Origin of the sequence: Actinomyces oris (assembly GCF_001937665.1) — a bacterium.
GTDB lineage: Bacteria > Actinomycetota > Actinomycetes > Actinomycetales > Actinomycetaceae > Actinomyces > Actinomyces stomatis.
The window spans coordinates 52,415-78,075 of the sequence record NZ_MSKL01000008.1; the positions used below are offsets into that span (position 1 = coordinate 52,415).

At 67.8% G+C, this 25,661-nt stretch carries 23 protein-coding genes and 1 tRNA gene; 9 read left to right on the top strand and 15 right to left on the bottom strand.

What is annotated here, in order from left to right; genetic code table 11:
- Positions 1-179: 179 nt before the first annotated feature.
- Positions 180-2,879, bottom strand: a complete 2,700-nt coding sequence (gene pepN, locus BKH28_RS03765) for an aminopeptidase N (RefSeq protein WP_075417548.1) — start codon at positions 2,877-2,879, stop codon at positions 180-182.
- A 58-nt stretch (positions 2,880-2,937) separates the two neighbouring features.
- On the bottom strand, positions 2,938-4,413 hold the full coding sequence (gene gndA, locus BKH28_RS03770; protein WP_075417549.1) for an NADP-dependent phosphogluconate dehydrogenase: 1,476 nt from the start codon (positions 4,411-4,413) through the stop codon (positions 2,938-2,940).
- Between the two features lie 424 nt (positions 4,414-4,837).
- On the opposite strand from gndA, the gene zwf reads away from it, so the two are divergent.
- From zwf to BKH28_RS03810, 8 genes are all read left to right on the top strand, one after another.
- Positions 4,838-6,421 carry a glucose-6-phosphate dehydrogenase gene (gene zwf, locus BKH28_RS03775; RefSeq protein ID WP_075417550.1) on the top strand — a complete coding sequence of 528 codons (1,584 nt, stop codon included), beginning with the start codon at positions 4,838-4,840 and terminating at the stop codon, positions 6,419-6,421.
- Positions 6,418-7,386, top strand: a complete 969-nt coding sequence (locus BKH28_RS03780; protein ID WP_075417551.1) for a glucose-6-phosphate dehydrogenase assembly protein OpcA — start codon at positions 6,418-6,420, stop codon at positions 7,384-7,386. The genes zwf and BKH28_RS03780 overlap by 4 nt, the downstream gene beginning before the upstream one ends.
- A complete protein-coding gene (gene pgl / locus BKH28_RS03785; RefSeq protein WP_075417552.1) occupies positions 7,379-8,173 on the top strand; it encodes a 6-phosphogluconolactonase in 795 nt (264 codons plus the stop codon). Before BKH28_RS03780 ends, pgl begins: the two co-directional genes overlap by 8 nt.
- A gap of 82 nt (positions 8,174-8,255) precedes the next feature.
- Entirely contained in the window at positions 8,256-9,326 is a 1,071-nt protein-coding gene (locus BKH28_RS03790) for an HNH endonuclease family protein (RefSeq protein WP_075417553.1), read from the top strand.
- 22 nt (positions 9,327-9,348) lie between these two features.
- Positions 9,349-9,786, top strand: coding sequence for an RNA-binding S4 domain-containing protein (locus tag BKH28_RS03795; RefSeq protein WP_075417554.1), 438 nt, complete (start codon positions 9,349-9,351; stop codon positions 9,784-9,786).
- A 100-nt stretch (positions 9,787-9,886) separates the two neighbouring features.
- Positions 9,887-9,963, top strand: a tRNA-Pro gene (locus BKH28_RS03800).
- 474 nt (positions 9,964-10,437) lie between these two features.
- A complete protein-coding gene (locus BKH28_RS03805; RefSeq protein WP_075417555.1) occupies positions 10,438-11,412 on the top strand; it encodes a CAP domain-containing protein in 975 nt (324 codons plus the stop codon).
- Positions 11,413-11,566: 154 nt separating this feature from the next.
- The gene (locus BKH28_RS03810) at positions 11,567-12,436 is read left to right on the top strand and encodes an HAD family hydrolase (RefSeq protein WP_075417556.1); all 870 of its coding nucleotides are present in this window, start codon (positions 11,567-11,569) and stop codon (positions 12,434-12,436) included.
- A gap of 61 nt (positions 12,437-12,497) precedes the next feature.
- Here BKH28_RS03810 and BKH28_RS03815 read toward each other — a convergent pair whose 3' ends face one another.
- The 4 genes from BKH28_RS03815 to BKH28_RS03830 form a co-directional block, all read right to left on the bottom strand.
- Positions 12,498-12,794 (bottom strand): rhodanese-like domain-containing protein, encoded by a 297-nt coding sequence (locus BKH28_RS03815; RefSeq protein ID WP_256695465.1) that lies wholly within the window; start codon positions 12,792-12,794, stop codon positions 12,498-12,500.
- The gene (locus tag BKH28_RS03820) at positions 12,794-13,333 is read right to left on the bottom strand and encodes a GNAT family N-acetyltransferase (protein WP_075417558.1); all 540 of its coding nucleotides are present in this window, start codon (positions 13,331-13,333) and stop codon (positions 12,794-12,796) included. The genes BKH28_RS03815 and BKH28_RS03820 overlap by 1 nt, the downstream gene beginning before the upstream one ends.
- 4 nt (positions 13,334-13,337) lie before the next feature.
- A complete protein-coding gene (gene pgi / locus BKH28_RS03825) occupies positions 13,338-14,993 on the bottom strand; it encodes a glucose-6-phosphate isomerase (RefSeq protein WP_075417559.1) in 1,656 nt (551 codons plus the stop codon).
- A gap of 120 nt (positions 14,994-15,113) precedes the next feature.
- The gene (locus tag BKH28_RS03830) at positions 15,114-15,929 is read right to left on the bottom strand and encodes a helix-turn-helix domain-containing protein (protein WP_010615181.1); all 816 of its coding nucleotides are present in this window, start codon (positions 15,927-15,929) and stop codon (positions 15,114-15,116) included.
- Between the two features lie 72 nt (positions 15,930-16,001).
- On the opposite strand from BKH28_RS03830, the gene BKH28_RS03835 reads away from it, so the two are divergent.
- Complete coding sequence (locus tag BKH28_RS03835) at positions 16,002-16,514, top strand: VOC family protein (RefSeq protein WP_075417560.1); 513 nt, start codon at positions 16,002-16,004, stop codon at positions 16,512-16,514.
- Positions 16,515-16,527: 13 nt separating this feature from the next.
- On the opposite strand, the gene der is transcribed toward BKH28_RS03835, so the two are convergent.
- From der to tpiA, 9 genes are all read right to left on the bottom strand, one after another.
- Positions 16,528-18,687 carry a bifunctional cytidylate kinase/GTPase Der gene (gene der / locus BKH28_RS03840; protein WP_075417636.1) on the bottom strand — a complete coding sequence of 720 codons (2,160 nt, stop codon included), beginning with the start codon at positions 18,685-18,687 and terminating at the stop codon, positions 16,528-16,530.
- A gap of 131 nt (positions 18,688-18,818) precedes the next feature.
- Positions 18,819-19,979 (bottom strand): prephenate dehydrogenase, encoded by a 1,161-nt coding sequence (locus BKH28_RS03845; protein ID WP_075417561.1) that lies wholly within the window; start codon positions 19,977-19,979, stop codon positions 18,819-18,821.
- On the bottom strand, positions 19,976-20,950 hold the full coding sequence (locus BKH28_RS03850) for a pseudouridine synthase (protein WP_075417562.1): 975 nt from the start codon (positions 20,948-20,950) through the stop codon (positions 19,976-19,978). The genes BKH28_RS03845 and BKH28_RS03850 overlap by 4 nt, the downstream gene beginning before the upstream one ends.
- Complete coding sequence (gene scpB, locus BKH28_RS03855; protein WP_075417563.1) at positions 20,947-21,546, bottom strand: SMC-Scp complex subunit ScpB; 600 nt, start codon at positions 21,544-21,546, stop codon at positions 20,947-20,949. The genes BKH28_RS03850 and scpB overlap by 4 nt, the downstream gene beginning before the upstream one ends.
- Complete coding sequence (locus BKH28_RS03860; RefSeq protein ID WP_075417564.1) at positions 21,543-22,364, bottom strand: segregation and condensation protein A; 822 nt, start codon at positions 22,362-22,364, stop codon at positions 21,543-21,545. The genes scpB and BKH28_RS03860 overlap by 4 nt, the downstream gene beginning before the upstream one ends.
- The gene (locus tag BKH28_RS03865) at positions 22,354-23,226 is read right to left on the bottom strand and encodes a ParA family protein (protein ID WP_075417565.1); all 873 of its coding nucleotides are present in this window, start codon (positions 23,224-23,226) and stop codon (positions 22,354-22,356) included. The genes BKH28_RS03860 and BKH28_RS03865 overlap by 11 nt, the downstream gene beginning before the upstream one ends.
- Positions 23,227-23,387: 161 nt before the next feature.
- Positions 23,388-24,323, bottom strand: a complete 936-nt coding sequence (locus tag BKH28_RS03870; protein WP_081380026.1) for a site-specific tyrosine recombinase XerD — start codon at positions 24,321-24,323, stop codon at positions 23,388-23,390.
- A 79-nt stretch (positions 24,324-24,402) separates the two neighbouring features.
- Positions 24,403-24,645 carry a preprotein translocase subunit SecG gene (gene secG / locus BKH28_RS03875; RefSeq protein ID WP_060957940.1) on the bottom strand — a complete coding sequence of 81 codons (243 nt, stop codon included), beginning with the start codon at positions 24,643-24,645 and terminating at the stop codon, positions 24,403-24,405.
- Between the two features lie 231 nt (positions 24,646-24,876).
- Positions 24,877-25,656: a triose-phosphate isomerase gene (tpiA, locus tag BKH28_RS03880; protein ID WP_075417567.1), complete on the bottom strand. Its 780-nt coding sequence runs from the start codon at positions 25,654-25,656 to the stop codon at positions 24,877-24,879.
- Positions 25,657-25,661: the final 5 nt, after the last annotated feature.

Genomic DNA, 25,661 nt, shown 5'->3' on the forward strand with positions numbered 1-25,661 from the left:
GAGTCAACACCACGACACGGCTCTCCATGTTTGACGAGCAGCCTACCCGCTGCACGCGCCCGACAAGGCCCTCGAGGTGGCCGGGAGCGCCGAATAAAGGTCTCAAACGGATCACGGTCCGTCATTGATGTTGGTCAGGCTAGGACAAAGGTCTCACAGAGGCGGAGATGATCTGGCCCTCACAGATCTGCTGAACCAGTACGTCGGGCGGTCAGAGCACGTCTCAGGTCGTCAACGCTCTTGAGGATGAGCCGGCGCAGTGCCGACGGCGCCTCGGGGTGCTTCGCGAGCCAGTCCTCGACCGCCTGAGCATCCGCCTCGTCCCCGCTGGCGGGGAAGAGCCCTACGACCAACCGAGTGGCGATCTCCTGACCACGCCCGGCCCACAGTCCTTGAAGCTCGTGAAGGTAGCGGGAAGTGAATGCCGCGGTCAGATCCCGATGAGCATCGACGGCGAAGCCCGCCACCAGGGCGTCGATGTGGTCGTTGCTCAGCGAGGTGTCGTTCAGAAGCCGGTCGAAGACCTCGGCCTTGAGGTCCTGGCGGGGTATCGAGCTGGAGGCCCTCAGGTGATGGGTGATGCCACTGGCCGTCGGGTCCGCCTTCTGCTGCGCCTCGAGCTCGCCGGCACGAACGGCGTCCAGCTGCGCCAGGGCGGTCAGGGCACGCCACCGCATGTCGGCATCCAGCTCCAGGCCGGGCAGAGCGCCCTCCAGAATCCCGCGGACACGTGCGGACACCTGGACGCTCCTCCCCTCACCGAGCAGCCCCGCCTGCCCGGCGGCATCCAGCCAGGCCCGGGCGCGCACGATCTGCGCGTCGGAGCCCGGCGCAGCGGCACGGAGCCTGCCCCACCCTCCGTGCAGGACGACCGGATCCTTCTGTCCCGGGGGCTCCGTCGAGTCATCGGCCAGGAGGCGTTCCAGGAGTGCGCGACGCGTATGCGGGCCGGCATACCTGCTGGCGACTCGTAGTGCCTGGTTCAGCAGAATGGTCAAGGTGCTCGGCTCGGTGTCATCGTCGGCGTGCGCCAGGACGGCCTGGACGAACAGTGCTGCATCGATGACCGCGTCACGCACGAGGTTGTGCAGCATCGACCAGGCCAGGGAACGCGCCATGGGATCGCGCAGGGAGCCGAGGGAGGTGATCAGACAGGACAGCGAGGCATCGTCAGGCCTCACAATGGCATAGGTGAGGTCCTCGTCGTTGACGACAACGAGATCGGGAGCGGGCAGGCCCACGGCCTCGGCGACGTCGAGGCTCCCGGTCTCCAGGGAGACCGGGAGCCTGTGGGTGCGCACCAGCGCACCGTCCCCGTCGAAGGAGTACAGGCCGACGACGAGCGTGTGCGGACGCAGCACGGACTGTCCGGTCACCGGGTCGGTTCCTTCTTGCCTCAGGGTCAAGGAGGCGATCCGCCCCTCGTGAACGACCAGCTCGTCGGTGATGACCGAGGGGCCTGCGGTGTGGAGCCAGGCGCGGGCCCAGTCGTGCATATCGTGGCCTGAGATCTGGGAAAGCACGTGCAGGAAGTCGTCCAGGGAGGCGTTGCCGTAGGCTCTGCACTCGAAGAGGAGCCCCGAGGCATTGAGGAAGGCTTCCTGGCCGACGTGGGCGACGAGCTGCTTGAGGACGGCGGCGCCCTTGGCGTAGGTGATGCCGTCGAAGGCCTGCCGGGCGGCTTCGACGTCGTCGACCTGCGCGACGATGGGGTGGGTGGTGGCCGGCCGGGAGTCCTCCAGGTAGGCCCATGCCTTACGGGTGGAGGCGAAGCTCACCCAGGCCTCGGTGTAGCCGGCCGCCTCGGCCTCGGCCCAGGTGCCCTGGTGATCGGCGAAGGACTCCTTGAGCCAGGTGTCCTCCCACCACGTGGGGGTCACGAGATCGCCGAACCACATGTGACACATCTCGTGGAGGATCGTGTTGGCGCGTCCGGCCCTCTGGGAGCGGGTGACCGGCCCCCGGAAGAGGTAGAGGTCCTCGTTGAAGGTGACGCAGCCCGGGTTCTCCATGGCTCCGAGGTTGTACTCCGGGACGAGCACGCTGTCGTACGAGTCCCAGGGGAAGCCGTAGTCGTAGGCGCGGTCGTAGAGGTCCAGACCGGCGCGGGTCAGGTCGAGGAGCTCGGTGGCGTCGAGGTGCTCGGCCAGGCTCTCTCGGCAGGACCAGGACAAGGGGATCGTCAGACCCGGACGGCTCGGAGACGCCCATTGCCCGGTCACTCGGTGCCAGGGGCCTGCGGCCAGTGCGGTGAGGTAGCTGGGCAGGGGCCTGGAGGCGGCGAAGGATGTCACCTCACAGGCGGAGTCGGTGCCTGTCGGGGTCTGGGGGCTCGATCCTCCTGCTTCCGGACGAGTATTGGACATGATCGTCCAGCCGTGCGGGTGGGTGACCTCCAGCGAGAAGCGGGTCTTGATGTCCGGCTGCTCCATGACCGGCCAGGCCCTGCGCGCGTCGGAGGGCTCGAAGTGGGTGTAGAGGTAGGTGGCGCCGTCGACGGGATCGTGGAAGCGGTGCAGCCCCTGACCCGAGTTGGAGTAGAGGCCGCGCGCCGTGATCTCCACCGTGTGCTCACCCGGGTCGAGGACGGGCAGGTCGATGCGGGCCCCGTCCCAGGCCACCGGGATCGGTTGCCCATCGACGCTGAGCGAGTCGACCGCCTGCCCCACGAAGTCCACCCAGAGGCCTTCGGCGCGTTGCCTGATGTCCAGCCGCATCAGGCAACGCACGCTGAAGGCGGCCTCGTGACGTGCGGTGGCCTCGGAGACGTCGACGGCCACGTGACTGGAGGGCACCTGGCACACCGACGATCGCCAGGAGGCCTCCTCGTGACGCAGGTTCGTGGGGCTGTCTGAGCGGGCGGGCGCAGTGGTCGTCATGCGCCAGAATCTAGCGTCATATGATCGCGGTCGATGCCTGCACAAGACCTCGTCGGTCTCAGTCCCACTTCTCCTCGGTACGCTCAGGCGTGGCCCACAGGGTGTGGTAGACGCCCTCGACGTCGTCGGTGCGGTGGTAGGTGTGCGAGCCGAAGAAGTCACGCTGTCCCTGGATGAGGGCGGCCGGCAGGCGCCGTGAGCGCAGCTGGTCGACGTAGGCCAGGGAGGAGGCGAAGGCCGGGGCGGGGACACCGGTGGTGGCGGAGGTGGCCACGACCTGGCGCCAGGCGGGCAGCACGCTCGCCAGGGAGGAGGCGAAGACCGGCGCCGTGAGCAGACTGGCCAGAGCCGGGTTCTCGTCGTAGGCGCGGGTGATGTCATCCAGGAAGCGGGCACGGATGATGCATCCGCCTCGCCAGATGCGGGCCATGGCGCCCAGGTCGATGTTCCAGTCGAACTGCTTGGAGGCGGTGGCGATCTCATCGAAGCCCTGGGCGTAGGCGGCGATCTTGGAGCCGTAGAGGGCCTGCTTGACGGCGTCGACGAAGGCGCGTCGCTCCTCGGGATCGGTCAGGGTCGCCTGCGTGGTCCCCGGAGCGATGTCGGAGGCCTGGACAGCGGCCCGCGCCTCAGCGGAGGAGGAGACCGCGCGCGCGAAGGTGGCCTCGGCGATGGCGGGCACCGCCACGCCCAGCTCGAGGGCCGTCTGGGTGGTCCACACACCGGTGCCCTTCTGGCCGGCCGCGTCGACGACGACGTCGACGAAGGCCTCACCGGTGGCCGCATCGGTGTGGGACAGGACCTCGGTGGTGATGTCGATGAGGTAGGAGTCGAGCTCGGAATCCTTCCAGGAGCGGAAGACCTCGGCGATCTCCTCCACGGTGAACCCGCCGACGTGGCGCAGCAGGTCGTAGGCCTCGGCGATGAGCTGCATGTCGGCGTACTCGATGCCGTTGTGGACCATCTTGACGAAGTGGCCGGCGCCGTCGGGGCCGACGTGGGTGCAGCATGGCGTACCGTCGACGTGGGCCGAGATGGACTCCAGCATCGGCCCCAGGCGGTCGTAGGACTCAGCAGTACCGCCGGGCATGATCGACGGACCGTTCAACGCCCCCTCCTCGCCGCCGGAGACACCCATGCCCACGAAGTGCAGGCCGCGCTCACGCAGAGAGACCTCACGGCGCCGGGTGTCGGTGTAGAGCGTGTTGCCGGCGTCGACGATGATGTCACCGGGCTCCATGAGGGCGGCGAGCTCCTCGATGACCGCCTCGGTGGCCGCTCCGGCCTGGACCATGATGATGGCCACGCGGGGGGTACGCAGCGACGCCACGAAGTCCTTCAGGTCGGCCGCGGGCACGAAGTCGCCCTCGGAGCCGTAGCGTTCGATGAGCCTCTCGGTGCGTGCCAGCGTGCGGTTGAAGACGGCGACCGCGTGACCATGACGAGCCAGGTTGCGGGCCAGGTTCGCCCCCATCACCCCCAGTCCGAAGACACCGAGGTCGGCTGTGGCCGGTGCGGGGATGAAGCTGCTCATGGAAGTCCTTTCCTGTGCCGCAGCCCCTGTGACGGCGCTGCGGTTCCAAGCCTTGGTGGCGGACGATATTGGTTGCGCTCCGGGAGACGACAAGGGGGTGTCGACAGTCCGGTTCACGACACCGACGAGTACCCACCGGTACCTGTCAACCTCGATGACCCTACCGCGTCCAGTCCTCATGCACGAGGAGCGTCCGTGGTTCAGACGTGCCCCGAATGACGTGTAACGGCTCACGGCAGGCCTGTCCCTGCCGGGTCAGCCACTTGCGAGGGCGCTAGAGTGACGAGTGCGGCCAGCACGGTTCCTCGAGCCGGTACGGCGGCCCTGACCAGACACCTCACCGTCTCTGTCAGATCGCCGCAGTGCGCCGACGGCCCGCTGGTGACGTCTGGTCCGCCGTTCGTCGAATCTCAGAAAGGCTGACGTGTCCAGCTCCGACTCTGCGACTCCGTTTCCGTCGTCGAGGCCCACGCGGGCGGCCAACCCGCTTCTCGACGCCCGCGACCTTCGCCTTCCGCGTATCGCTGACCCCTGCGTTCTGGTGATGTTCGGCATCACCGGTGACTTGGCCCGCCACAAGCTCCTGCCCGCCATCTACGACCTGGCCAACCGCGGCCTGCTCTCCCCCAGCTTCTCGCTGGTGGGTGTCGGACGACGCCCCTGGTCCGACGACGACCTGCGCGGCTACGTGGAGGAATCGGCTCGGGCGGGTGCCCGCACCCCGTGGCGTCCCGCCATCTGGGAGCAGCTGGCAGCGGGCATGCGCTTCGTGGAGTTCAGCTCCTTCGAGGACGACGACGCCTACGACCAGCTCACTCGGGTGGTGGATGACCTTGACGCCACCCGGGGCACGCGCGGCAACCGCGCCTTCTATCTGTCGATCCCCCCGGGATGGTTCCCAGCGGTGACCGAGCGCATCGCCCGCTCCGGGCTCGTAGAGGAGTCCGCCGACTCCTGGCGCCGCGTCGTCATCGAGAAGCCCTTCGGGCACAACCGCTCCAGCGCCCGAGAGCTCGACGCCCTCGTGGGACGCATCGTGCGTCCCGACGACGTCTTCCGGGTCGACCACTACCTGGGCAAGGAGACGGTGCAGAACATCCTGGCGTTGAGATTCGCCAATACGATGTTCGAGCCGCTGTGGAACCAGCGCTACGTCGACCACGTCCAGATCACCATGGCCGAGGACATCGGTATCGGCACCAGGGCCGGCTACTACGACACCATCGGCTCTGCTCGCGACGTCATCCAGAACCACCTGCTCCAGCTCCTGGCACTGACGGCCATGGAGGAGCCCACCAGTATGGAGGCGGCCGCGGTGCGCCTGGAGAAGGAGAAGGTGCTCAACTGCGTGCGCCTGGAGCGCGACGGAGTCCTGGACCTGGACCTCACCACTGCCCGGGGCCGTTACGACGCCGGCTTCCAGGGAGGGCTGCCGGTGCGGGGCTACCTGGAGGAGGACGGAGTCGCCGCCGACTCACGCACCGAGACCTTCGCCGCCCTGCGTCTGGAGATCGCCAACCGCCGCTGGGCCGGCGTGCCGTTCTACCTGCGCGCCGGTAAGCGCCTGGCCCGCCGGGTCACTGAGGTCGCCGTCGTTTTCAAGCAGCCGCCGTTCCTGCCGTTCGAGTCGGCTGCCACCACGGCCGTGGGGGCCAATACGATCGTGCTGCGCATCCAGCCTGATGAGGGCATTACGCTACGGCTGGCGTCCAAGGTTCCCGGAACCCAGATGGAGCTGCGCGACGTCTCCATGGACTTCGGCTACGGAGCCACCTTCAACGAGGAGTCGCCGGAGGCCTACGAGCGTCTCATCCTCGATGCGCTCCTGGGCGACGCCCCACTGTTCCCCCACCAGCGCGAGGTCGACCTGTCCTGGCGCATCCTGGATCCCGTCATCGAGCACTGGAGCGCTGGTGGGAGCCCTGAGGGCTATCGCCCCGGCTCCTGGGGACCGGCCAGTGCCCATGATCTCCTTGCCCGCGACGGCCGCACCTGGAGGCGCTCATGATCACCACACTGACCGCGACGACCACCTCCCGGATCGTCTCCCGACTGGTGGAGCACGAGGGGACCTCGGGCTCCTCCCGGGTGCTGACGCTCGTGATCTCCACGGACGAGAAGGGTCTGGAGGATGCGCTGTGCGCCGCGCACGGCGCCAGCCGGGACCATCCCAGCCGAATCATCGCCGTCGTCAAGCCACCTGAGGAGGACACTGGTCGAGTGACTCCACGCAGCCGCGACGGTCATGTCTCGGCCCAGGCAGGAGGACACCTGGACGCCGAGATCCGTGTCGGTCACGACGCCGGCGCCGGCGAGACACTGGTCCTGCGGCCTTGGGACGAGGCCGCTCTGCACACCGACACACTGGTGGTCCCCTTCCTCCTGCCGGACGCCCCAGTGGTCGTGTGGTGGCCGACGACTGTCCCCGAGGTCCCCTCGCAGGACCCCTTGGGCCGCCTGGGCTCCACGCGCATCACCAACACTCCCGCGCAGGACTTCCCGGCCAGGGCGTTGCGGGAGCTGGCACCGGTGAGCGTGCGAGGTGACATCGACCTGGCCTGGACCAGGATCACTCTGTGGCGCGCCATGGTGGCCTCCACCCTGGACCCGCTACTGCGCGCAGGCAGCCTGCGGGAGGTAGTGGTGGCCGGAGAGCCGAGAAACTCCTCGCTCTCACTCATGATCGCCTGGCTGCGGCTGCGGCTGGACGTGCCGGTCATGCGAGTCGATGAGGAGGACTTCAAGGGCATCTCCTCCATCACCGCCAGAACCGACGACGGTGAGATCATCATCGCTCGCCATGATCTGGAGCGGGTCACGATCACGCGCCCCGGATCCCCCGAGCCCCAGGTGGTGACGATGGCGCGACGAGAACCGATCAGCACTCTCAATGAGGAACTGCGCCGGCTCACCCCCGATCTCGTCTACCAGGAGGTCTTGGCCACACTGCTCGAGGAGCCCGTGAATGGCTGACAACCGCACACCCGACGCCCAGGTCATCGCTGAGATCCAGTCGGCCGCGGCTGCGGCTGCGACACCAGCTGTCGTCGTGGTTCCAACACTGGGTGACGCCGCTCGAAGGGCCTGCGAGGACACCATGCGGATCCTGGCCAGGGCGGTGGCGGCCCGGGGAGTCGCCCATCTGGTACTGACAGGCGGTTCCGGCGGGATGGCACTGGCTGAGGCCCTCGCGCCGCTCATCGTCGCCCAGCCCGAACCGGTGCGTCGCGCCATCCACCTGTGGTTCGGTGACGAGCGCTTCGTACCCGTGGGCGCCCCGGAGCGTAACGATCTGCTGGCTGCGCCGCTCATTGCCGCAGGCATGCGAGAGTCTCAGACTCACCGGCTGGCCGCTCCGAACGAGGTCGGCGGCCTGGATGAGGCGACGGCTCGCATGGTCCATGAGCTCGAGTCGGCGGGACTGCCTCACGGCGGATTCGATGTCGTCCACGTGGGGCTGGGACCTGACGCCCACGTCTGCTCGCTGTTTCCCGGGCACCCGGCCGCACTTGCAGTAGGAGTCCCTGCTGTGGCAGTGCGTAACTCGCCCAAGCCGCCTCCCGAGCGTTACTCCCTGACCTTCGAGGCGCTGCAGCGCGCAGGCCGAGTCATGGTCGTGGCCGGCGGTGAGGGCAAGGCCGAGGCGGTACGCCTGGGGCTGGGTACCCCCGATGTACTCAAGGCGCCAGCCTCGTGCTGCCGGGGAGAGCAGACCACCTGGTACCTGGATGAGTCGGCCAACGCCCTGATGGCTGCTTGAGTCCGATTCGGTCGAGCTGCTGACGCTTCCCGGGCAGACGACACCTGGAATTCCCGTCGGTGGGTGAGGCTACCGTAGCCCCATGAACGCTTCCGGCCGGATCCTGGCGCACCTCTCGGTGCTCGGCGCGCTCAGTATGTCGGGGATGACGGCTGCTCTTCCCGTCCACGCTGACGAGACCTCGCCGGCCCCCTCCCCAAAGTCCACGACGTCCACGACCGCCGAGCTCGCCGCCCTCCACGAGGCGCCCTGGGACCGCAGAGGAGACTTCATCCTGTCTCCGAGCGCCTCTCTTGAGGCGCTTTCGGAACTGCCTGAGGACGCTCCGGCCGCCCGGTCCTGGGCGGAGGGAGGCTCCCGCACCGGCTGGTTCGGCGAGGCGTGGACCGATGTCGACGGTGACGGATGCGACACTCGTAACGAGATCCTGGCCCGGGACCTGACAGACGCCGACTTCTCGCGTGCCGACGGCGTACAGCCTCGTGAGGAAGGACGTGGCCAGGGTGCGGGCGTGTGCCCGGACGCCACCGTCTGGGCAGGTGCGCTTCAGGATCCCTACACCGGCAGAAGGATTACCTTCACACGTGGCCAGGAGACCTCAGCGGCTGTTCAGATCGACCATGTGGTGCCGCTGAACTACCTTTACGCCCACGGGGCCTGGCAGTGGGATGAACGAACCCGGCTGCTGGCGGCCAACGACCCGCTGAATCTCGTCGCCGTTGAGGGTGAGGCCAACCAGGCCAAGGGCGCCTGCGGCCCGGCGAGCTGTCCCGTTGGTTCCACAGAGACCGGGAGCTGGCGTTCTACCGGCCCGGGTGGCTGGTGGCCGGCCAATGCCTCCTACCGTTGTATCTACGCACGTCGGTTCGTCTCAGTGGCCGCCGCCTACCGGCTCGGCCTGCCCCAGACCGACAAGGACGCATTGCGTTCCACCCTGGACGACTGTCTCGCTGGTGGGGACGGAACCGTGTCCCTCCCGGAGCAGGCCACTCGCACCGCCAAGGAGATCGGCTCCGTTGTCTGGCGCAGCCCTGGCTACTCCGCGCTCACGGCCTTCGGCGCCCTGGTGCTGGGGTGGGGGCTCATCCTTCGAGGCCGTCGCCGAGGGCGTAGAGCTTCACGGCGTCGAAGCCGTTCCATGTCCCGCTACTGAGCCTCTTGCCTAGGATGCCGTCATGGCAGCTCATCCTGGTTCCATGCCCGGCGGCGACAGCGCCCCAAGCGCCCCGGCGTCGGCTCGCATCGACGTCTGGCTGTGGAGCGTGCGGCAGATCAAGTCCCGCTCGGCCGCGACGAGCGCTTGCAAGGCAGGGCACGTGCGTGTCAACGGAGAGACCGCCAAGCCCGCCCAGCACGTCTCGGTGGGAGACGAGGTCCGCTACCGCGTCGATGGGTTCGACCGGCTGCTGACCGTCACTCGGATCCTCACCAAAAGGGTGGGGGCGCCCATCGCCCGCACCGCGTACATCGACTCCTCTCCCCCTCGCCCGTCCCCTCTGGATGCGCCGGCCGCCGTCATCCGAGATCGCGGTGCGGGACGGCCCACGAAGAAGGAGCGACGTCAGCTCGACGCCCTCATGGGAGGAGGGCGCCATCAGGACGACCGCTTCTGATGCGCTGGGGTGAGCGGCCTCACCGCCAGCAGATTTCTGAAGGAGCGGTCCGATGGGTTAAGGTTCTGCTCGTTGCAAGCGGCCCTCTGCCGCGAGCCAACGGGCTGTGGCGCAGTTTGGTAGCGCACTTGACTGGGGGTCAAGGGGTCGTGGGTTCAAATCCCGCCAGCCCGACCAGCATGAAGATCCGCACCCTCCCAAGAGGGTGCGGATTTTTTCGGTGATAGTGCGTTGACAGCAGCGCTCCCACATTCTTCCGACATTAACCTTATCAACACCATTCACATTTGCACCCTCTATAACAACCATGAGGTCTATTTAGATTTCCGACCCTTCATGAGAATCCACCACCCTTAATCACGATCAAGTAAACGTTGCAATGACGCCACTCACACCTCCCATCCACTACCTGTCCCCACTTTTCATCGGTATCTGAAGACGAAAGAACTACCCCTCATGGTTGACCACCCGATTCAGCCGCACGATGAATTCGGTCAGAAAAGTCACAGCCTAATAACATGCATGGCTGGCGCGACTGTGGTTGAGTGAACACCGACATCAAGGGTGTCTCACAGCATCCTGCGCATCGACTCATAACCGTTTGCGCAAATCAGACTGTGTTCTCACATTCCCGATCAGAGAGAACGACACATGAACATCAAGCGCGTCATCGCCGCAGCTGCGCTCACCGTCGTGCCGCTGACCGCCTCCTCTGCCGCACTGGCCGCTCCGGCCGCTCCGGCCGCTCCTCAGGGGGCGCCGGCCGCTGCCGCCGCGGTTTCCGCCCAGGTGACCACGGAAGGGTCCCAGTACGCCAACACCGTCCTGAACAAGGTCAACGAGCTGCGCAGCAGCCTGGGCCTTCAGCCCGTGACCCGGTACCAGGAGCTGGACTCCGTCGCACAGGACTGGTCCGAGCAGCAGGCGGCCGCCAACAACATGAGTCACCGCCCCGACTTCACGTCGGCCTACCCGGCGGGTTGGACCACCGGCTCTGAGAACGTGGCCTGGCGTACCGCGGGTGGCGACACCGGCGCGCTGATCTTCGACCAGTGGCTCAACTCCCCCGGCCACTACAAGAACATGACGGACCCGAACGTCAACTCCATCGGCATCGGATTCGCCCAGACCTCGGACGGCAAGTGGTACGCCACTCAGAACTTCGCCGCCTACAACGTCAGCAACACGACGCTGACCCAGACGACCAGCACAACCAGCAACACCACCACGACGACCACTAACACCACGACGACGACGACGAACGACACCCCTCCGTCGGACACCCCGGCCCCGCAGCCGACCCCGGAGACCACGTCGTCGACGCCGACCACTGAGACGACTCCTGCGGCTCCGGTCGCTCCTCCGGCGACCGAGACCACCGCCCCCGCGGCCACCCCGACGCCGTCCGCTCCGGCCACCACGACCACCAAGGCCACCACTAAGACCGTCACGGCCACCGGCACCCCGGCCAAGCCGTCCTCGACTCCCGCGGTCGCGGCTCCTCGCACCACCCCGACGAAGTCCGCGCTGGCCACGACTGGTCCGAGCATCGCCGTCGCAGTCGCCGCCGCCGGCCTGCTCGGCACCGGTGCCTTCCTCGTCATGCGTCGCCGCCAGGCCAGCTGACTGAGCTGAAGGCTCCGAGAGAACGCGAGCCGTTTCTCTGACGGGCGCCTGTTGGTCCACTGATCGGTGTGGACCAGCAAGCGCCCGTCTTTACTTCGGTACTGCTCTACCGCCGTTACCCCCAACGAGGCGTCATCCTTGAGAGGATGAGACCGTGAAGCGTCTTCCCCTTGAGCCAGAGCTCCTCGCGCCGCTGCCCGCGGAGATCGATCTACGCCTCGTCGTCACCGACATGGATGGAACCCTCATTGATGGTCAGGGGCGCGTTCCCACCGGGCTGATCGAGGCAGTGGCGGACATGCGAGACGCCGGCGTCGTCTTCGCCCCCGCCTCGGGCAGGCAGCTGGCCAACCTGCGTGCAGTCCTGGGAGCCGCTGTTGACGACTCACCACTCATCGCTGAGAACGGCTCCTTCGTCGTCCATGGCAGTGAGGAGATTCATTCCAACACCATCAGTGCCCGGGATGCCGAGGCCGCCATCACCACGACCCGTCACCTGGCCAGCTCCGGTTACGACGTCGGCGCTGTTGTGGCCTGCAAGCACTGCGCCTACATCGAGCGCTCCGATGCGGCCTTCCTGGAACAGACCAGGTTGTACTACGAGGCACTGGAGATCGTCGAAGACCTCTCCTCCATCCCGCTGGACGAGGTGCTCAAGGTCGCGGTCTTCGACTTCGACGACGTCGAGAACGGTAGTTCCCAGGCACTGACCGCAGCGGTCCCGCACGTGCAGACCGTCGTCTCCGGGATGCACTGGACGGACATGATGTCGGCTCGGGCCTCGAAAGGGCGCGCCCTGGCGGCGCTTCAGGTCAGGCTCGGGATCCTTCCGGAGCAGACGGCCGTCTTCGGCGACTACCTCAACGACCTGGATCTCTACGAGCACGCGGACCTGGGCTTCGCCATGCGCAACGCCCACCCCGGCATCCATGCCGCAGCGGCCTACACGGCACCCTCCAATACCGACGACGGTGTCCTGCGCACGGTCGCAGAGCTGCTCAGGCGTTCACGGAGGCAAGGCTGAAACATGCGGGACGGCCCCGAACCGGTGAGTCCGAGGCCGTTCCGGGAGGTCGTCCACCGGGTTACTGGCCCAGCCACGCCTTCATGCCGCCACTGACGTTGACCAGTTCGCCGGCGTAGCCGGCAGCAATCAGGGCCTCGACCGCCTTGGCGGAGCGCACTCCACCGGCGCAGATCACCGCGGTGGGCCGGGCCGCATCGAGCTCTCCCATCCGGTCGACCACCTGCCCCAGCGGGATGTTGACTGAACCGGGGATCGCCGTGCGCGCGACCTCGTCGGGCTCACGTACGTCAAGGACCACCAAGTCCTCCCCCGCATCAAGCCGACGACGCAGCTCATCGACGCTGACTTCCTTCATCATGTCCTCCTCAAAGGTTGTGGATCGCTGACATAACAGAGCATTCGGCTGGCCTCGCCGGGCTCCACGTTCCGAAAACCGTGCCGCTCATAGAAGCGACGGGCATCGGTGTCGGCCTCGTCGACGCCGAGACGCATCTCGAGCGCGGAGCACAGTCGCACCTGCTCGCGTGCCTGCCCCAGCAGCCGGGAACCGATGCCGCGGCTGCGGCATTCGGGCTGCACATAGAGGTCCTCCAACTCGGCGACCGGCCCATCGCTGTATGGGGTTGGACGCAGTGTCAGGTACGCGAAGCCCACTGCTCGTGGCTGGTCAGCACTGCTGTCCTCGGCCAGGAGGACCAGAACATCCTGACGAGTCAGCATCGTCTGGAACCTGCTGGTGAGCTCCTGCACGGAGGGAGTCGGAGCGTCGAACTCGGTGTTGAAGTCGAACAGGAGCCTTCCGATGCATGGCGCATCCGCTGTGCCTGCCGTACGCACGTGGACGTGCGGTTCTTCTGCATACGGCTCCGCCGCTGAGTGGCTGCGGTGACGCATCGGGCTAGCGACGCAGGCTGCGGTAGCGGGTGATGAGGCCGCGGGTGGAGGCGTCCTGTCCTGAAAGGGCCTCCTCGTCCCCCTGGACGGCGGGGGCGATCTCGAGGGCCAGCTTCTTGCCGAGCTCGACCCCCCACTGGTCGAAGGAGTCGATGCCCCACACGATGCCCTGGGTGAAGGTGATGTGCTCGTAGAGGGCGATGAGCTCTCCGACGACCGCGGGCGTCAGCGCCGGGGCGAGGATCGAGGTGGTCGGCTTGTTGCCGGCGAAGACGCGGGCCGGGACGATCTCCTCGGCGGTGCCCTCGGCACGTACCTCGTCGGCGGTCTTGCCGAAGGCGAGCGCTGCGGTCTGGGCCAGGTAGTTGGACAGGAACAGCTCGTGGACGTCCACTCCCCCGTCCTTGGTGGGGTGAGCGGGGTTGGCCACGGCGATGAAGTCCGCGGGGATGAGCTGGGTGCCCTGGTGAATGAGCTGATAGAAGGCGTGCTGGCCGTTGGTGCCCGGCTCGCCCCAGAAGACCTCGCCGGTCTCAGTGGTCACGGGGCTGCCGTCCCAGCGCACGGACTTGCCGTTGGACTCCATGGTGAGCTGCTGGAGGTAGGCGGGGAAACGGTGCAGGTACTGGGCGTAGGGCAAAACGGCATGGGAGCCGGCCTTGAAGAAGTTGACGTACCAGACGTTGAGCAGGCCCATGAGCATGGGGACGTTCTCGGCCGGAGCCTTGGTGGCGAAGTGCTCGTCGACGGTGTGGAATCCGGAGAGGAAGTCGGCGAAGTTCTCCGGGCCGATGGCCACCGCCAGCACTGTGCCGACGGCCGAGTCCACCGAGTAGCGCCCGCCCACCCAGTTCCAGAACCCGAAGGCGTTGGCCGGGTCGATGCCGAACTCGGCGACCTTGTCCAGGGCGGTGGACACGGCCACGAAGTGCTTGGCGATGGCGCCATCGGTCTCGATGCCCTTGGCCTGGAGGGCGGCCAGGAACCAGTCGCGGGCCATGCGGGCGTTGGTGAGGGTCTCCAGGGTGGTGAAGGTCTTGGAGGCGATGATGAACAGGGTCGTCTCCGGATCGAGGTCCGCGACCTTCTCGGCGCAGTCGGTGGGGTCGATGTTGGAGATGAATCGGCACTTAAGGCCCTTCTGCACGTAGGGCTTGAGGGCCTCGTAGACCATGACAGGGCCGAGGTCGGAGCCGCCGATGCCGATGTTGACCACCGTCTTGATGGGCTTGCCGGTGATGCCGGTCCACTCCCCCGAGCGCACCCGGCGGGCGAAGGCGTAGATCTTCTCCAGGACCTCGTGGACGTCGGCGACGACGTCCTGCCCGTCCACGGTCAGGGAGTCGGTGGCCGGTCGGCGCAGGGCCGTGTGGAGAACGGCGCGGTCCTCGGTGATGTTGATGTGCTCGCCGGCGTACATGGCGCCGCGGCGGCCCGGGACGTCCACCTGCTCGGCCAGCTCGGCCAGGGCGTCGCGAACGTCGTCGGTCAGCAGATTCTTGGACAGGTCGACGTAGAGGTCTCCCAGCTCGTAGGAGAAGCGCTCGGCGCGCTCGGGATCGTCGGCGAACCAGGCGCGCAGGTCCGGGGTCATGGTGTCGTGGAGCTCGGTGAGGCGCTTCCAGGCGGGCGTGGTGGTGGGATCAACCGGATTCAGCATGGCTACAGTCTATGGGTGTCACAGCCGCGCGCCACTGTCGGGCGCCAACCGTTCCCGTCCTCATGGAGTCCTGATACGGCATGACGCCATCAAGCAGAGCTCCCCCGAGGCTCGAGCCCGCTACCGGTCACTGAGTACCTGACGATCGCTCATGGTCTGCTGTCGGTACTGGCTCGGTGAGAAGCCCAGAACGCGTCGGAAGTCGGCGGTCAGGTGGGCGTGGTCCGCGTAGTCGAGCTCGGCGGCCACCTGTGCAACGGTGACGGACGGATCCTCCCGGAGCCGCTGCGCCGCCTCCTGAAGCCGATAGCGTCTGATCACGGCGAGTGGGGGCAGGCCGATGTACTTCTCACACAGGCGTTGCAGACTTCGGATGGAAAGATCGAGACGTCTCGCCAGCTGATCGACACGCAGAACGCTTCTGTCGGAGGCGACGACATCCTCCATCTTGTTGGCTATGAGCGCCGTCGCTTGTGGCGGCCCAGCATGCTGCGCAACCCAGGCCGCCAGCGCACTGGCGGCACGTTGTCCGCCCGTCGTCGTGTTCATATCTGCCATAGCACCGGCGACCGCGGCGCTCAGGTCAGGGTCCTCCAGCAAGCGATGGGAGTTCCGAATCAGGGACGGCGAGCACAGTGCACCCGCCCCCGCCGGCCTGAGAAGGGCCCCGACGGCCCAGCCCCGACCTTCCAGCTCGCGATAGGAGATACTCGTCGTCGGGCCGTGCAAGGTGATCCCATCCGGCTCGACAACGAGATTACAGGCGGGGAACGGGAGCACTTCCTGCCGATCTCGTTGTCCTGCAGGCAGGTTCCAACGCGGAATCCAGATCCAGCGGACGCGGTCGGCCAGTGCCTCGGAGACAGGCTCGCGATGAAAGGTCGGAAGCCTGGAGGGGTAGAGGATCCCCCGTTGATCAGCGGTCGTCTCGGGCACGGCTCCTCACCTTTCCGGAACTGTCGCGGATCTTCAAGCGGAGGCACCTCCATCGTTCCTACAGTCGTTGGCATGACTACACACAACGTTTCCGGGGCCACTGGACAGTACACGACTGACGGGACTCCGCACGGATTCACCAGCATCACGCCGTTTCTAGCCATTGACGGCGCCGACCGGGCGCTTCGGTTCTACCGTGACGTCCTCGGGGCGCGCATCGTGGACAGTGTGGAGATGGAGGGGTCGATCGTCCACGCGGAGCTCGACTTCGGTCACGGGAGGCTCCAGATCGGTGAACCATCTGCCTTGTCCGGCCTGGTTGCGACTCCGCCGGAGGAGCCGGTCAGCTACTCGATCGGCCTGTACTGCCCGGATGTCGACACCGCCGTTGAGCGAGCCACTGCCGCCGGAGCGACCTTGCTGGAGTCGCCCGACACCTTCGTGTCCGGGGACAGGTTCGCCTCCATTCGCGATCCCTTCGGCGTGCGGTGGTCGATCATGACCCGGGTCGAGGACCTGTCCGAGGAGGAGAGCGCCGCCCGTGTTACCGCGTGGGCCAAGGAGCAGACCGCTGCCGGCGACTGAACGCCTCTGGGGCTCAGCGCCGTTGACGCTTCTCGCGTACGCGCACCCCGATCTGGATGGGGGTGCCTGTGAAGCCGAACTCCTCGCGCAGGCGGCGCTCGATGAAGCGCCGGTATCCGGCGTCGAGGAAACCGGTAGTGAAGATGACGATCCGGGGCGGGGCCACCTGAACCTGGGTGGCGAAGAGGATGCGGGGCTGCTTGCCGCCGCGCACCGGGTGCGGGGTGGCCGACTGCAGCTGGCCCAGGAATCCGTTGAGCCGGCCCGTGGGCACACGTGTGGTCCAGCCCTCCAGGGCGGCGTCGAGGGCGCGCACGAGCCGGTTGGTGTGCCATCCGGTCCGGGCGGCCAGGTTGATGTGGGGGGCCCAGGAGACGTGGGCCAGGTCGTGCTCGACCTCCCACAGAAGCATCTTCTGACGCTCCTCGTCCACCAGGTCCCACTTGTTGTTGACCAGCACCAGGGCGCGGCCGGCGTCGACGGCCTGCTGGACGACGCGTACGTCCTGCTCACTGATCGGCTCGGAGGCGTCCAGGAGGACGACGGCGACCTCGGCCTTGTCGATGGCGCCCTGCGTGCGCAGCACCGCGTAGTAGTCGGCGCCCCGTGACTGCTTGACGCGCCGGCGGATCCCTGCGGTGTCGACGAAGACCCACTGACGCCCGTCGAGCTCAATGATCTCGTCGACCGGGTCACGGGTGGTGCCCGCGATCTCGTTGACGACGACGCGTTCCCTTCCCGCGATGGAGTTCAGCAGCGAGGACTTGCCGACATTGGGCCGCCCCACGAGGGCGATGCGGTGCAGGTCCCCCTCCGGCGCCGCAGAGGCCACGGCGGAGACCTCCGGGAGGATCTCCATGACGGCGTCGAGGACTTCGCCGCTACCCCGGCCGTGCAGGGCCGAGACCGGGAAGGGCTCGCCCAACCCCAGGTTCCACAGAGCAGCGGCGTCCCCCTCCTGCGCCGGGGAGTCGACCTTGTTGGCGGCCAGGACCACCGGCTTGCCGCTGCGACGCAGCATCCGCACCACGCGGGCGTCGGTCTCGGTGATGCCGACCTGGGCGTCGACGACGAGCAGGACGGCGTCGGCCATCTCGACGGCGACCTCGGCCTGGGTGGCCACGGCGGCGTCGAGGCCGGCCACGTCCACCTCCCAGCCGCCGGTGTCGACGATGGTGAAGCGGCGCCCGGCCCACTCCGCCGGGTAGGAGACCCGGTCGCGGGTGACACCGGGGGTGTCCTGGACGACGGCCTCGCGACGCCCCAGGACCCGGTTGACCAGCGTCGACTTGCCCACGTTGGGCCGGCCGACGACGGCCAGGACCGGCAGTCCGGGCTCGACGCTGTCACCGGTGGGCAGGCCCCCGTCGGCCTCCAGGAGGGCGAGGTCCTCCTCATCGAGCTCGTAGTCGGCCAGTCCGGCGCGCATGGCCTGGGCCCGCAGGTCCTCCTCGGCGTCCCGCTGGGCAGCGGCGTCAGCGGCCTCCTCCACCAGGTCCAGGACCCGTTCGACGGACTGCTCCAGGGTCATCTCCGAGGTGTCCACCAGGGTGACGCCCTCGGGTGCGGTGAGGAACTGGGAGACCGTGGCGTCATCACGGTCGCGGCGCACCACCTGGTCGCGCAGGGCTGCGGCGTCGATCTGCTCGCCTGCGGCCTCCAGGTCCCCGGCGCGGCGTGCCAGACGGGCCTCCTCCGAGGCGGTCACCAGCAGACGGGCATCGGCGTCCGGCGCTATGACGGTGGTGATGTCCCGCCCCTCGGCCACGATGCCGGCGCCCTCGGAGAAGGCCCCAGTGTGCCCGGTCGCCTCGAAGCGGATGATCTCGCGCTGGCGGCGCGCCAGCTCGGCGCGCACCTCGAGGTTGGTGGCGACCTTGGAGACGACTGTGGCGATGTGCGGGTCGCGGATCGCGGTCGATACATCCGTTCCGTCCACGGTGAAGGTGGGGTGCTCGGGATCCAGACCCATGTGCAGCGGCATCGCGGCGACGGCCTCGGCGGCGGCGGCCCCATCGTCCAGGTCGACGCCCTCGTGCTCGCACCACCAGGCGGCGGCCCGGTACATGGCACCGGTGTCCAGGTAGGCCAGTCCCAGCTCGGCGGCGACGCGCCGGGAGACGGTGGACTTGCCCGATCCGCTTGGTCCGTCGATCGCAACGACGATTCCCATGGTGCCCTCCATCAGGGTCCGATTCCGGTGATGAACTGGGCCAAGCGTCCCACACTCCAGCGCGATACTGCGGATCAGACCCCCATGAGTACTGACACAGGCAGGCCTCACCACCAACGGATTAACCGGCTTCAGCCAGCGACGACGCGCCAGCCCTGGGTGTCCAGCGCCTCCTCCAGCCGTTGAGCGACCGCCGGCAGGACGGAGATGAGGGCGATGCCGGCGCTCTGCCCGGCCGAGTGCTCCAGGGAGAAGTCCTCGATGTTGACACCGGCGGCTCCAACGTCGGACAAGAGCCTGCCCAGCTCGCCGGCGGCGTCGGGTACCAGCACCTGGACCTCGGTGTAGCGGCGCGGCGCCCCACCGTGCTTACCGGGGATCCGCGCTCGGCCGACGTTTCCCCGGGTCATGAGGTCGGTGACCGCACCGACGGCCCCGGGAGCGGCAACACGCGCCGCTCCCGGGCCTGTGTGCTCCGGGCCGTCCGGATCGCGGGTGGCCGCCTCGATCCCCGTGATCAGAGCACTGAGATCATCACTGATCCGGCGCAGCAGGTCGGTCACGGGCCCCGCATTACCCACGATGATGGCGGACCACAACCTGGGGTCCGAGGCAGCGATCCGCGTGACGTCACGAAGTCCTTGCCCCGACAGGGCCAGGGCCCCCTCCCCCAGCTCCTCCAGGCGAGCGGCCACGAGCGAGGAGACGAGCTGGGGCATGTGGGACACGGCGGCGACGGCGGCATCGTGCTCCACCGCACCCATGCGCACCGGGCTGGCGCCCACATCGACCGCCAGATTCCTGATGACCAGCTCCGCCTGCGGATCCGAGTCCTGACCAACCACCACCCAGGGGCGCCCGGCGAAGAGGTCGGAGTCAGCGGCGCCGGCACCCGAGCGCTCCCGACCCGCCATCGGGTGGGAGCCGACGTACCTGCGCGCCTGCGCTCCCGCACGGGCCCGAACCTCGGCGACGACCCGTTCCTTGACCGAGGCGACGTCAGTGACCACCGCATTCGGGTGGGCACTCAGCTGCGCGACGACGACGTCGGCGGTCACGTCGGGGGGCGTGGCCACGACGATGACCCGCGGCTCGGAACTGTCCTTCCCGTGGAGCGTTCCCGCCCCCATGTCTCGGGCCAGGGCCAGGGACGTGGGTGAGGTGTCGGAGAGCTGCACCTCGACACCCGCCGCCCGCAGCGCCAGGGCGAGCGAGGTTCCCAGCAGTCCTGTACCAACGATGAGTACCGGCCCACGCGTGGACACCGACGTCAGCGGCTCGGGAGTGTTCACAGACCGACCTCCTGCTGCAGCGCGGCGATCTCCTCGCCGGTGAGGGTGCGGGTCTCACCGGGGCGCAGGTTACCCAGCCGCAGAGGTCCCAGCCTGGTGCGCGCCAGACGCGTCACAGGGTGGCCAACGGCGTCCAGCATGCGCCGCACGATACGGTTCTTGCCGGAGTGGAGAGTGATCTCGACGATGGAGCCACGTGGTCCGGAGTCCTTGACGGTGACTCGGTCCGCCTTGGCCTCACCGTCCTCCAGCTCGATGCCCCGCCGCAGCTTGCGTGGGACCCAGGGCTCGACCTGTCCCTCGACGATGGCAACATAGGTCTTGGCGATCTCGAAGCTGGGGTGCATGAGCCTGTGGGAGAGCTCGCCGTCGTTGGACAGCAGAAGCAGCCCCTCGGTCTCGGTGTCGAGGCGGCCGACGTGAACCAGGCGCAGTGAGTCGGGAAGCTCGGGGTGCTCGGCCAGGTAGTCGCGTCCGTACTGGGCCACGGTCGGACGGCCCTCGGGGTCCTCCATAGTGGTGACGACCCCGGCCGGCTTGTGGAGCATGAGAGTGATGAGCTCGGGGTTGGTAAGGATCCGGCTGCCGTCGACACGGATCTCCTGTGTCAGCGGGTTCACCCTGACGCCAACCTCGGTGACGGTGATGCCGTCGATGCTGACGCGGCCGTTGGCGATGAGCTGCTCGCAGGCGCGGCGTGAGGCGACTCCTGCGTGGGCGAGGACCTTCTGCAGCCGCTGTCCGGAGGCGACGTGCGGGTCGTCCTGGCCGCCCTTGGTGGCGCGCTCACGCATGGCGAGCAGATGGGACTCCTCGTCCTCGTCGATGGCCTCGGCGTCGAAGGCGGCCAGGTCGGCGGCGTCGGTCTTCTCGTCCAGTTCCTCGAGATCGTCCTCGTCGTAGAACTCCTGCGCCCCGAAGTCGCTGTGGGGTACGGACTCGGTTCGGGCGTGGCGGTTCCTCGGGGTCATGGGGTCCTCCTACCGGCCATCTCATCGGCCTGTTCGACGATCTCCCCCAGTGCCTCAGCACGGGGAAGGTAGGGAGCCAAGGGTGGCAGCTCGTCCAGGGAGTCGATTCCCAGGTACTCCAGGAACTCTCCCGTGGTCCGGTACAGGATCGCACCGGAGGTCTCGGCGCCGGCCTCCTCGATGAGGCCGCGGGCGTGCAGGGTGCGCATGACACCGTCGACATTGACACCACGGATCTCCGCGACGCGCCCCCGAGTGACCGGCTGCCGGTAGGCGACGACGGCCAGTGTCTCCAGAGCGGCCTGGCTCAACCGTGCGGTGGCGCCACCGATGATGAACTGCTCGACGAGGTCGGCGTGCTCGGGCACGGAGGCGAAGCGCCACCCGCCCGCCGCACGTCGCAGAAGGAATCCGTGAGGCCGGGTGCCGGGCGCCTCTCCCCGGTACTCGGCAGCCAGGCCCTCGAGCAGCTCCTCGCAGACGCTCTCCTCGACGCCGAGGGCCTCGGCGATCGCAGTGGTGGTCACCGGTTCATCGGCAACAATGAGGATGGCCTCAGCGGCGCTGCGCAGCTGAGGCTCTGCGGCCTCGCTCATGCGAATTCCTCCTCGAGCTCAGTGAGGTTCTTGGAGGTCATCATGCCGGTCAGATCGTCCTGGCCGCCGCACCAGGTCACGGTGATCTCGCCCATGGCCTCGGGCTGGTCCAGCTCAGCGCTGCCCTGCCGGTGGAGAATGAGCAGAGCCAGGAACCGAGCCACCACGACGGCGGTACGCTCGGCGTCCTCAATGATCTGGGCGAAGGTCAGGGTTCCGTGACGGCGCAGCCTGAGGGCGATGAGGTTCAGCTGTTCCCCGACCGGTACCCGCTCGTGAAGGTGGACGGTCTGGACACCTGGATCCGTGGGACGGGTGAAGGCTCCGACCGCCAGCCGCGTCAGCTCCTCTGGAGTGATGGTGGCCACGAGCCTGGGCAGTAACGCCGCCAGATGCGGTTCCAGGGCGACGATGCGAGGGTGGCTGCGTGCGGAGGTCTCCGCCCGGTGACGGAAGGCCGCTGCGGCCTCTTTGAAGGCCCGGTACTGCAGGAGCCGGGCGAAGAGCAGGTCACGGGCCTCGAGCAGCTCGAGGTCGGGCTCCTCCTCATCCTCGTCATGAGGCAGAAGGCGGTGTGCCTTGAGAGCCAGGAGGGTGGAGGCCACGACGATGAACTCCGATGCGCGCCCCAGGTCCCAGTCCGAGCGCATGTGGGCGATGAAGTCATCGGTCACCTCGGCCAGCGCCAGCTCGGTGACGTCCAGCCTTTTGCGGGCGATGAGGCTCAGAAGCAGGTCGAAGGGCCCCTCGAACTGGGGCAGCGTGACACTGAATCCGGGCAGCCGGGGCGGCCCCTGCTCCTCCGGCTCAGGCGACATCGCCGCGGGCGATGACCTCGCGGGCAAGCCGGCGGTAGGCGTCCGCGCCGGGGTGGGAGGGCGCGTAGCTGGTGATCGGCTCATTGGCCACGGAGGCGTCCGGGAACTTGATCGTGCGCCGGATGCGCGTGTCGAAGAGCTGCTCACCGAAGGCCTGCTCCAGGCGCTCGAGCACCTCTCGTGAGTGCAGGGTACGGGAGTCCACCATGGTGGCGAGGATGCCGTCGATCTCCAGGGTGGCGTTGAGACGGTCCTTGACCCGCTCGACGGTCTCCACCAGGAGCGCCACCCCGCGCAGGGCGAAGAACTCGGTCTCCAGCGGGATGATGACGCCGTGGGAGGCCGTCAGGGCGTTGATGGTCAGCAGCCCGAGCGAGGGCTGGCAGTCCACGAGGATCACGTCGTACTCGTCGAGCACTGGACGCAGCACCCGCTTGAGGGCCTGCTCGCGGGCGACCTCGTTGACGAGCTGGACCTCTGCGGCGGACAGGTCGATGTTGGCCGGGACGATGTCCAGACCCTCCACCGTGGTCTCGTGGATGACCGTGCGAATGTCCGGACGACTGGCGACGAGCAGGTCATAGATGGTGGAGTCGAGCTCATGGGCGTTGATGCCCAGGCCGGCCGATGCCGCTCCCTGGGGGTCGAAGTCGACGATAAGGACCCTGCGCCCCAGCTCGGCCAGAGCCGCTCCGAGGTTGATCGTCGTCGTGGTCTTTCCGACGCCGCCCTTCTGGTTGCACATGGAGATGACCCGAGCGGGTCCGTGCGACTCCAGCGGCGCGGGAACGGGGAAGTCCTTCTCCTCGCTCTCTTCGGTGCCGGGGTTGTCGATCAGGCCTGGCTGGATGGAGTCATTCACGTCATCCAGCCTAGTCGAAAGCCGACCGACATCGCCCAGTTCAGACAGGACACGCCAGAGAACAGCCCAGGCAGGTCCCTGCTTTCAGGCGTAGCCCGGTGCGCACCCAGGCTTCCCACACTGAGAACCGGGAGCACGACCTGCGGTGATGCGCTCGTTGATCAGGCCAGCGCCCGCGGGTGACTGGTGGCGTAGACCTCCCGCAGGTGGTCAACGGTGACCTTCGTGTAGATCTGGGTGGTGGTGACCGAGGCGTGTCCGAGCATCTCCTGGACGACACGGACGTCGGCCCCTCCTGCCAGCAGATGCGTGGCGAAGGAGTGGCGCAGGGTGTGGGGGGAGATGCGCCGCTCGTCGGCGGAGTCCACCCCGATGAGCCCGGCCCGTTCAGCGGCCTGCCGCAGGACGGCCCAGGCACTCTGCCGGCTCAGGGGCCTGCCCAGGGTGTTGAGGAAGACCTGCGGCACTCCCCTGCCCTTCTCGGCCAGGACCGGTCGGCCTCGCACCAGGTAGGCGTCCAGCGCCTCCCAGGCGTAGGCCCCCATGGGAACCACGCGTTCCTTGCGTCCTTTGCCGAACAGCCGCAGCAGCCGGGAGTCGGTGTCGAGGTCGTCGACGACGAGACCCACCGCCTCGGAGATGCGGGCGCCAGTGGCATAGAGGACCTCGAGCAGGGCCCGATCGCGCAGACTCACCGGAGAGTCATCGACGCCTGCGGCCTCCAGGAGGAGACGGACCTCCTCAATGCCCAGGGCCTTGGGCAGGCGTCTTCCGGGTTGGGGAGGGCGCACGGTGGCCGAGGGATCCTGGGAGGTGGTGCCCTCGGCCATGAGGAACTTGTGCCAGCCACGCACTGCGGTCACGGTTCTGGATGCCGACGACGACGCCAGCGGGCGGGCGCCGTCGGATCCGGTGCGCAGGACCTCGAGGAAACCAGCCACGTCATTGCGGCTCACCTCCTGCGGGGCTGAGATGCCGGCGCTTCTCAGGTAACGCAGGTAACGGCCGAGGTCGCGCTCGTAGGCACTCAGGGTGTGGGGGCTCAGCCCGCGTTCGACACGCAGGTGGGCGAGGTAGCCGCGTAGCCCCCGGTCCAGGACGTCGCCACGCGGATCGGGGGTGGTGTCGACGGCTGGATCCGTCGTGTGCGCAGTGCTCGTCAGAATCCGCCGACGCTCAGCCGAGCTTGGCGACCAGGCCGAGCCCGACGATCGTGATCGTCCAGATGACGGCCACGGCCACCGTGATGCGGTCGAGGTTGCGCTCGGCCACGCCGGAGGACCCGGCCGAGGAGGAGATACCGCCTCCGAACATATCCGACAGACCGCCGCCCTTACCCTTGTGCAGGAGGATCGACATGATGAGGAAGAAGCTCGAGAGGACGAGCAGCACCTGAAGGACGATACGCACTACGTTCACGTCACGTTCCCTTCGTTGTTGGTTCCGTCTTGCTGCGGGGGCCTCACGCTCCGGCTGGGTCCGGCGCGACTCCCGACAGGGTCCGCGCCCCCACCTGTCCGCCTGGCAGTCTACCTGCAACGTGCAGGGTCCCGGACACCTCGCGATGTGAGGTGTCCGGGACCCGGACGGTGAGCGGTGAGACGCTACGGGGACGTGATCGCTCGCCTCCTCCGTCGCGGCTCGGGCCGCTCAGGCGTAGAAGTTCGCCATGGCGGCGAAGGAGTCCGCCTTGAGGGAGGCTCCGCCGACGAGCGCGCCGTCGACGTCGGGCTGGGCCATGAGCTCCTTGATGTTGTCGGGCTTGGCGGAACCGCCGTAGAGGATGCGGGTGGCGTCAGCGGTGGCGTCACCGTAGTCGGCGCGCAGGGCCTCGCGGATCGCTCCGCACACCTCTTGGGCGTCCTCGGCGGTGGCGGTCTCGCCGGTGCCGATGGCCCAGATGGGCTCGTAGGCGATGACGATCTTGGCAACGTCCTCTCCGCTCCATCCTTCAAGGGCGGCGCGGATTTGCCCCAGGACGAAGTCGACGTGGGTACCCGCCTTGCGGATCTCGAGGGCCTCGCCGCAGCACAGGATGGGGGTCATACCGGCGTCGAGCACTTTGCGGGCCTTAGCGCCCACGAGGGCGTCGGACTCGCCGTGGTACTCACGGCGCTCGGAGTGGCCCATGACCACGTAGCTGACGCCGAGCTTGGTGAGCATCTCGGTGGAGATCTCACCGGTGTAGGCGCCGTTGTCGTGGATGGAGACGTCCTGGGCGCCGTACTTGATGCTCAGGGAGTCGGCCTCGACGATGGTCTGCACGGTGCGGATGTCCGTGAAGGGCGGGATCACAAGGACCTCGCACTTGGTGTAGTCGTGATCGCGGTCCTTGAGCTCCATGGCCAGGCCCTGGACGAGATGGTTGGCCTCGAGGTGGTCGAGGTTCATCTTCCAGTTGCCCGCCATGAGCGGGGTGCGGTTACTCATCTGGG

Excerpts from the sequence above, each read along its gene's own strand:
- gndA (WP_075417549.1), bottom strand. The coding sequence starts at position 4,413 with ATGAGCAGCTTCATCCCCGCACCGGCCACAGCCGACCTCGGTGTCTTC.
- pgl (WP_075417552.1), top strand. The coding sequence starts at position 7,379 with ATGGCTGACAACCGCACACCCGACGCCCAGGTCATCGCTGAGATCCAG.
- BKH28_RS03835 (WP_075417560.1), top strand. The coding sequence starts at position 16,002 with ATGACTACACACAACGTTTCCGGGGCCACTGGACAGTACACGACTGAC.
- BKH28_RS03815 (WP_256695465.1), bottom strand. The coding sequence starts at position 12,794 with ATGAAGGAAGTCAGCGTCGATGAGCTGCGTCGTCGGCTTGATGCGGGG.
- pepN (WP_075417548.1), bottom strand. The coding sequence starts at position 2,879 with ATGACGACCACTGCGCCCGCCCGCTCAGACAGCCCCACGAACCTGCGT.
- BKH28_RS03790 (WP_075417553.1), top strand. The coding sequence starts at position 8,256 with ATGAACGCTTCCGGCCGGATCCTGGCGCACCTCTCGGTGCTCGGCGCG.
- tpiA (WP_075417567.1), bottom strand. The coding sequence starts at position 25,656 with ATGAGTAACCGCACCCCGCTCATGGCGGGCAACTGGAAGATGAACCTC.
- BKH28_RS03780 (WP_075417551.1), top strand. The coding sequence starts at position 6,418 with ATGATCACCACACTGACCGCGACGACCACCTCCCGGATCGTCTCCCGA.
- BKH28_RS03805 (WP_075417555.1), top strand. The coding sequence starts at position 10,438 with ATGAACATCAAGCGCGTCATCGCCGCAGCTGCGCTCACCGTCGTGCCG.
- pgi (WP_075417559.1), bottom strand. The coding sequence starts at position 14,993 with ATGCTGAATCCGGTTGATCCCACCACCACGCCCGCCTGGAAGCGCCTC.
- BKH28_RS03820 (WP_075417558.1), bottom strand. The coding sequence starts at position 13,333 with ATGCGTCACCGCAGCCACTCAGCGGCGGAGCCGTATGCAGAAGAACCG.
- BKH28_RS03850 (WP_075417562.1), bottom strand. The coding sequence starts at position 20,950 with ATGACCCCGAGGAACCGCCACGCCCGAACCGAGTCCGTACCCCACAGC.
- BKH28_RS03795 (WP_075417554.1), top strand. The coding sequence starts at position 9,349 with ATGGCAGCTCATCCTGGTTCCATGCCCGGCGGCGACAGCGCCCCAAGC.
- BKH28_RS03860 (WP_075417564.1), bottom strand. The coding sequence starts at position 22,364 with ATGTCGCCTGAGCCGGAGGAGCAGGGGCCGCCCCGGCTGCCCGGATTC.
- der (WP_075417636.1), bottom strand. The coding sequence starts at position 18,687 with ATGGGAATCGTCGTTGCGATCGACGGACCAAGCGGATCGGGCAAGTCC.
- scpB (WP_075417563.1), bottom strand. The coding sequence starts at position 21,546 with ATGAGCGAGGCCGCAGAGCCTCAGCTGCGCAGCGCCGCTGAGGCCATC.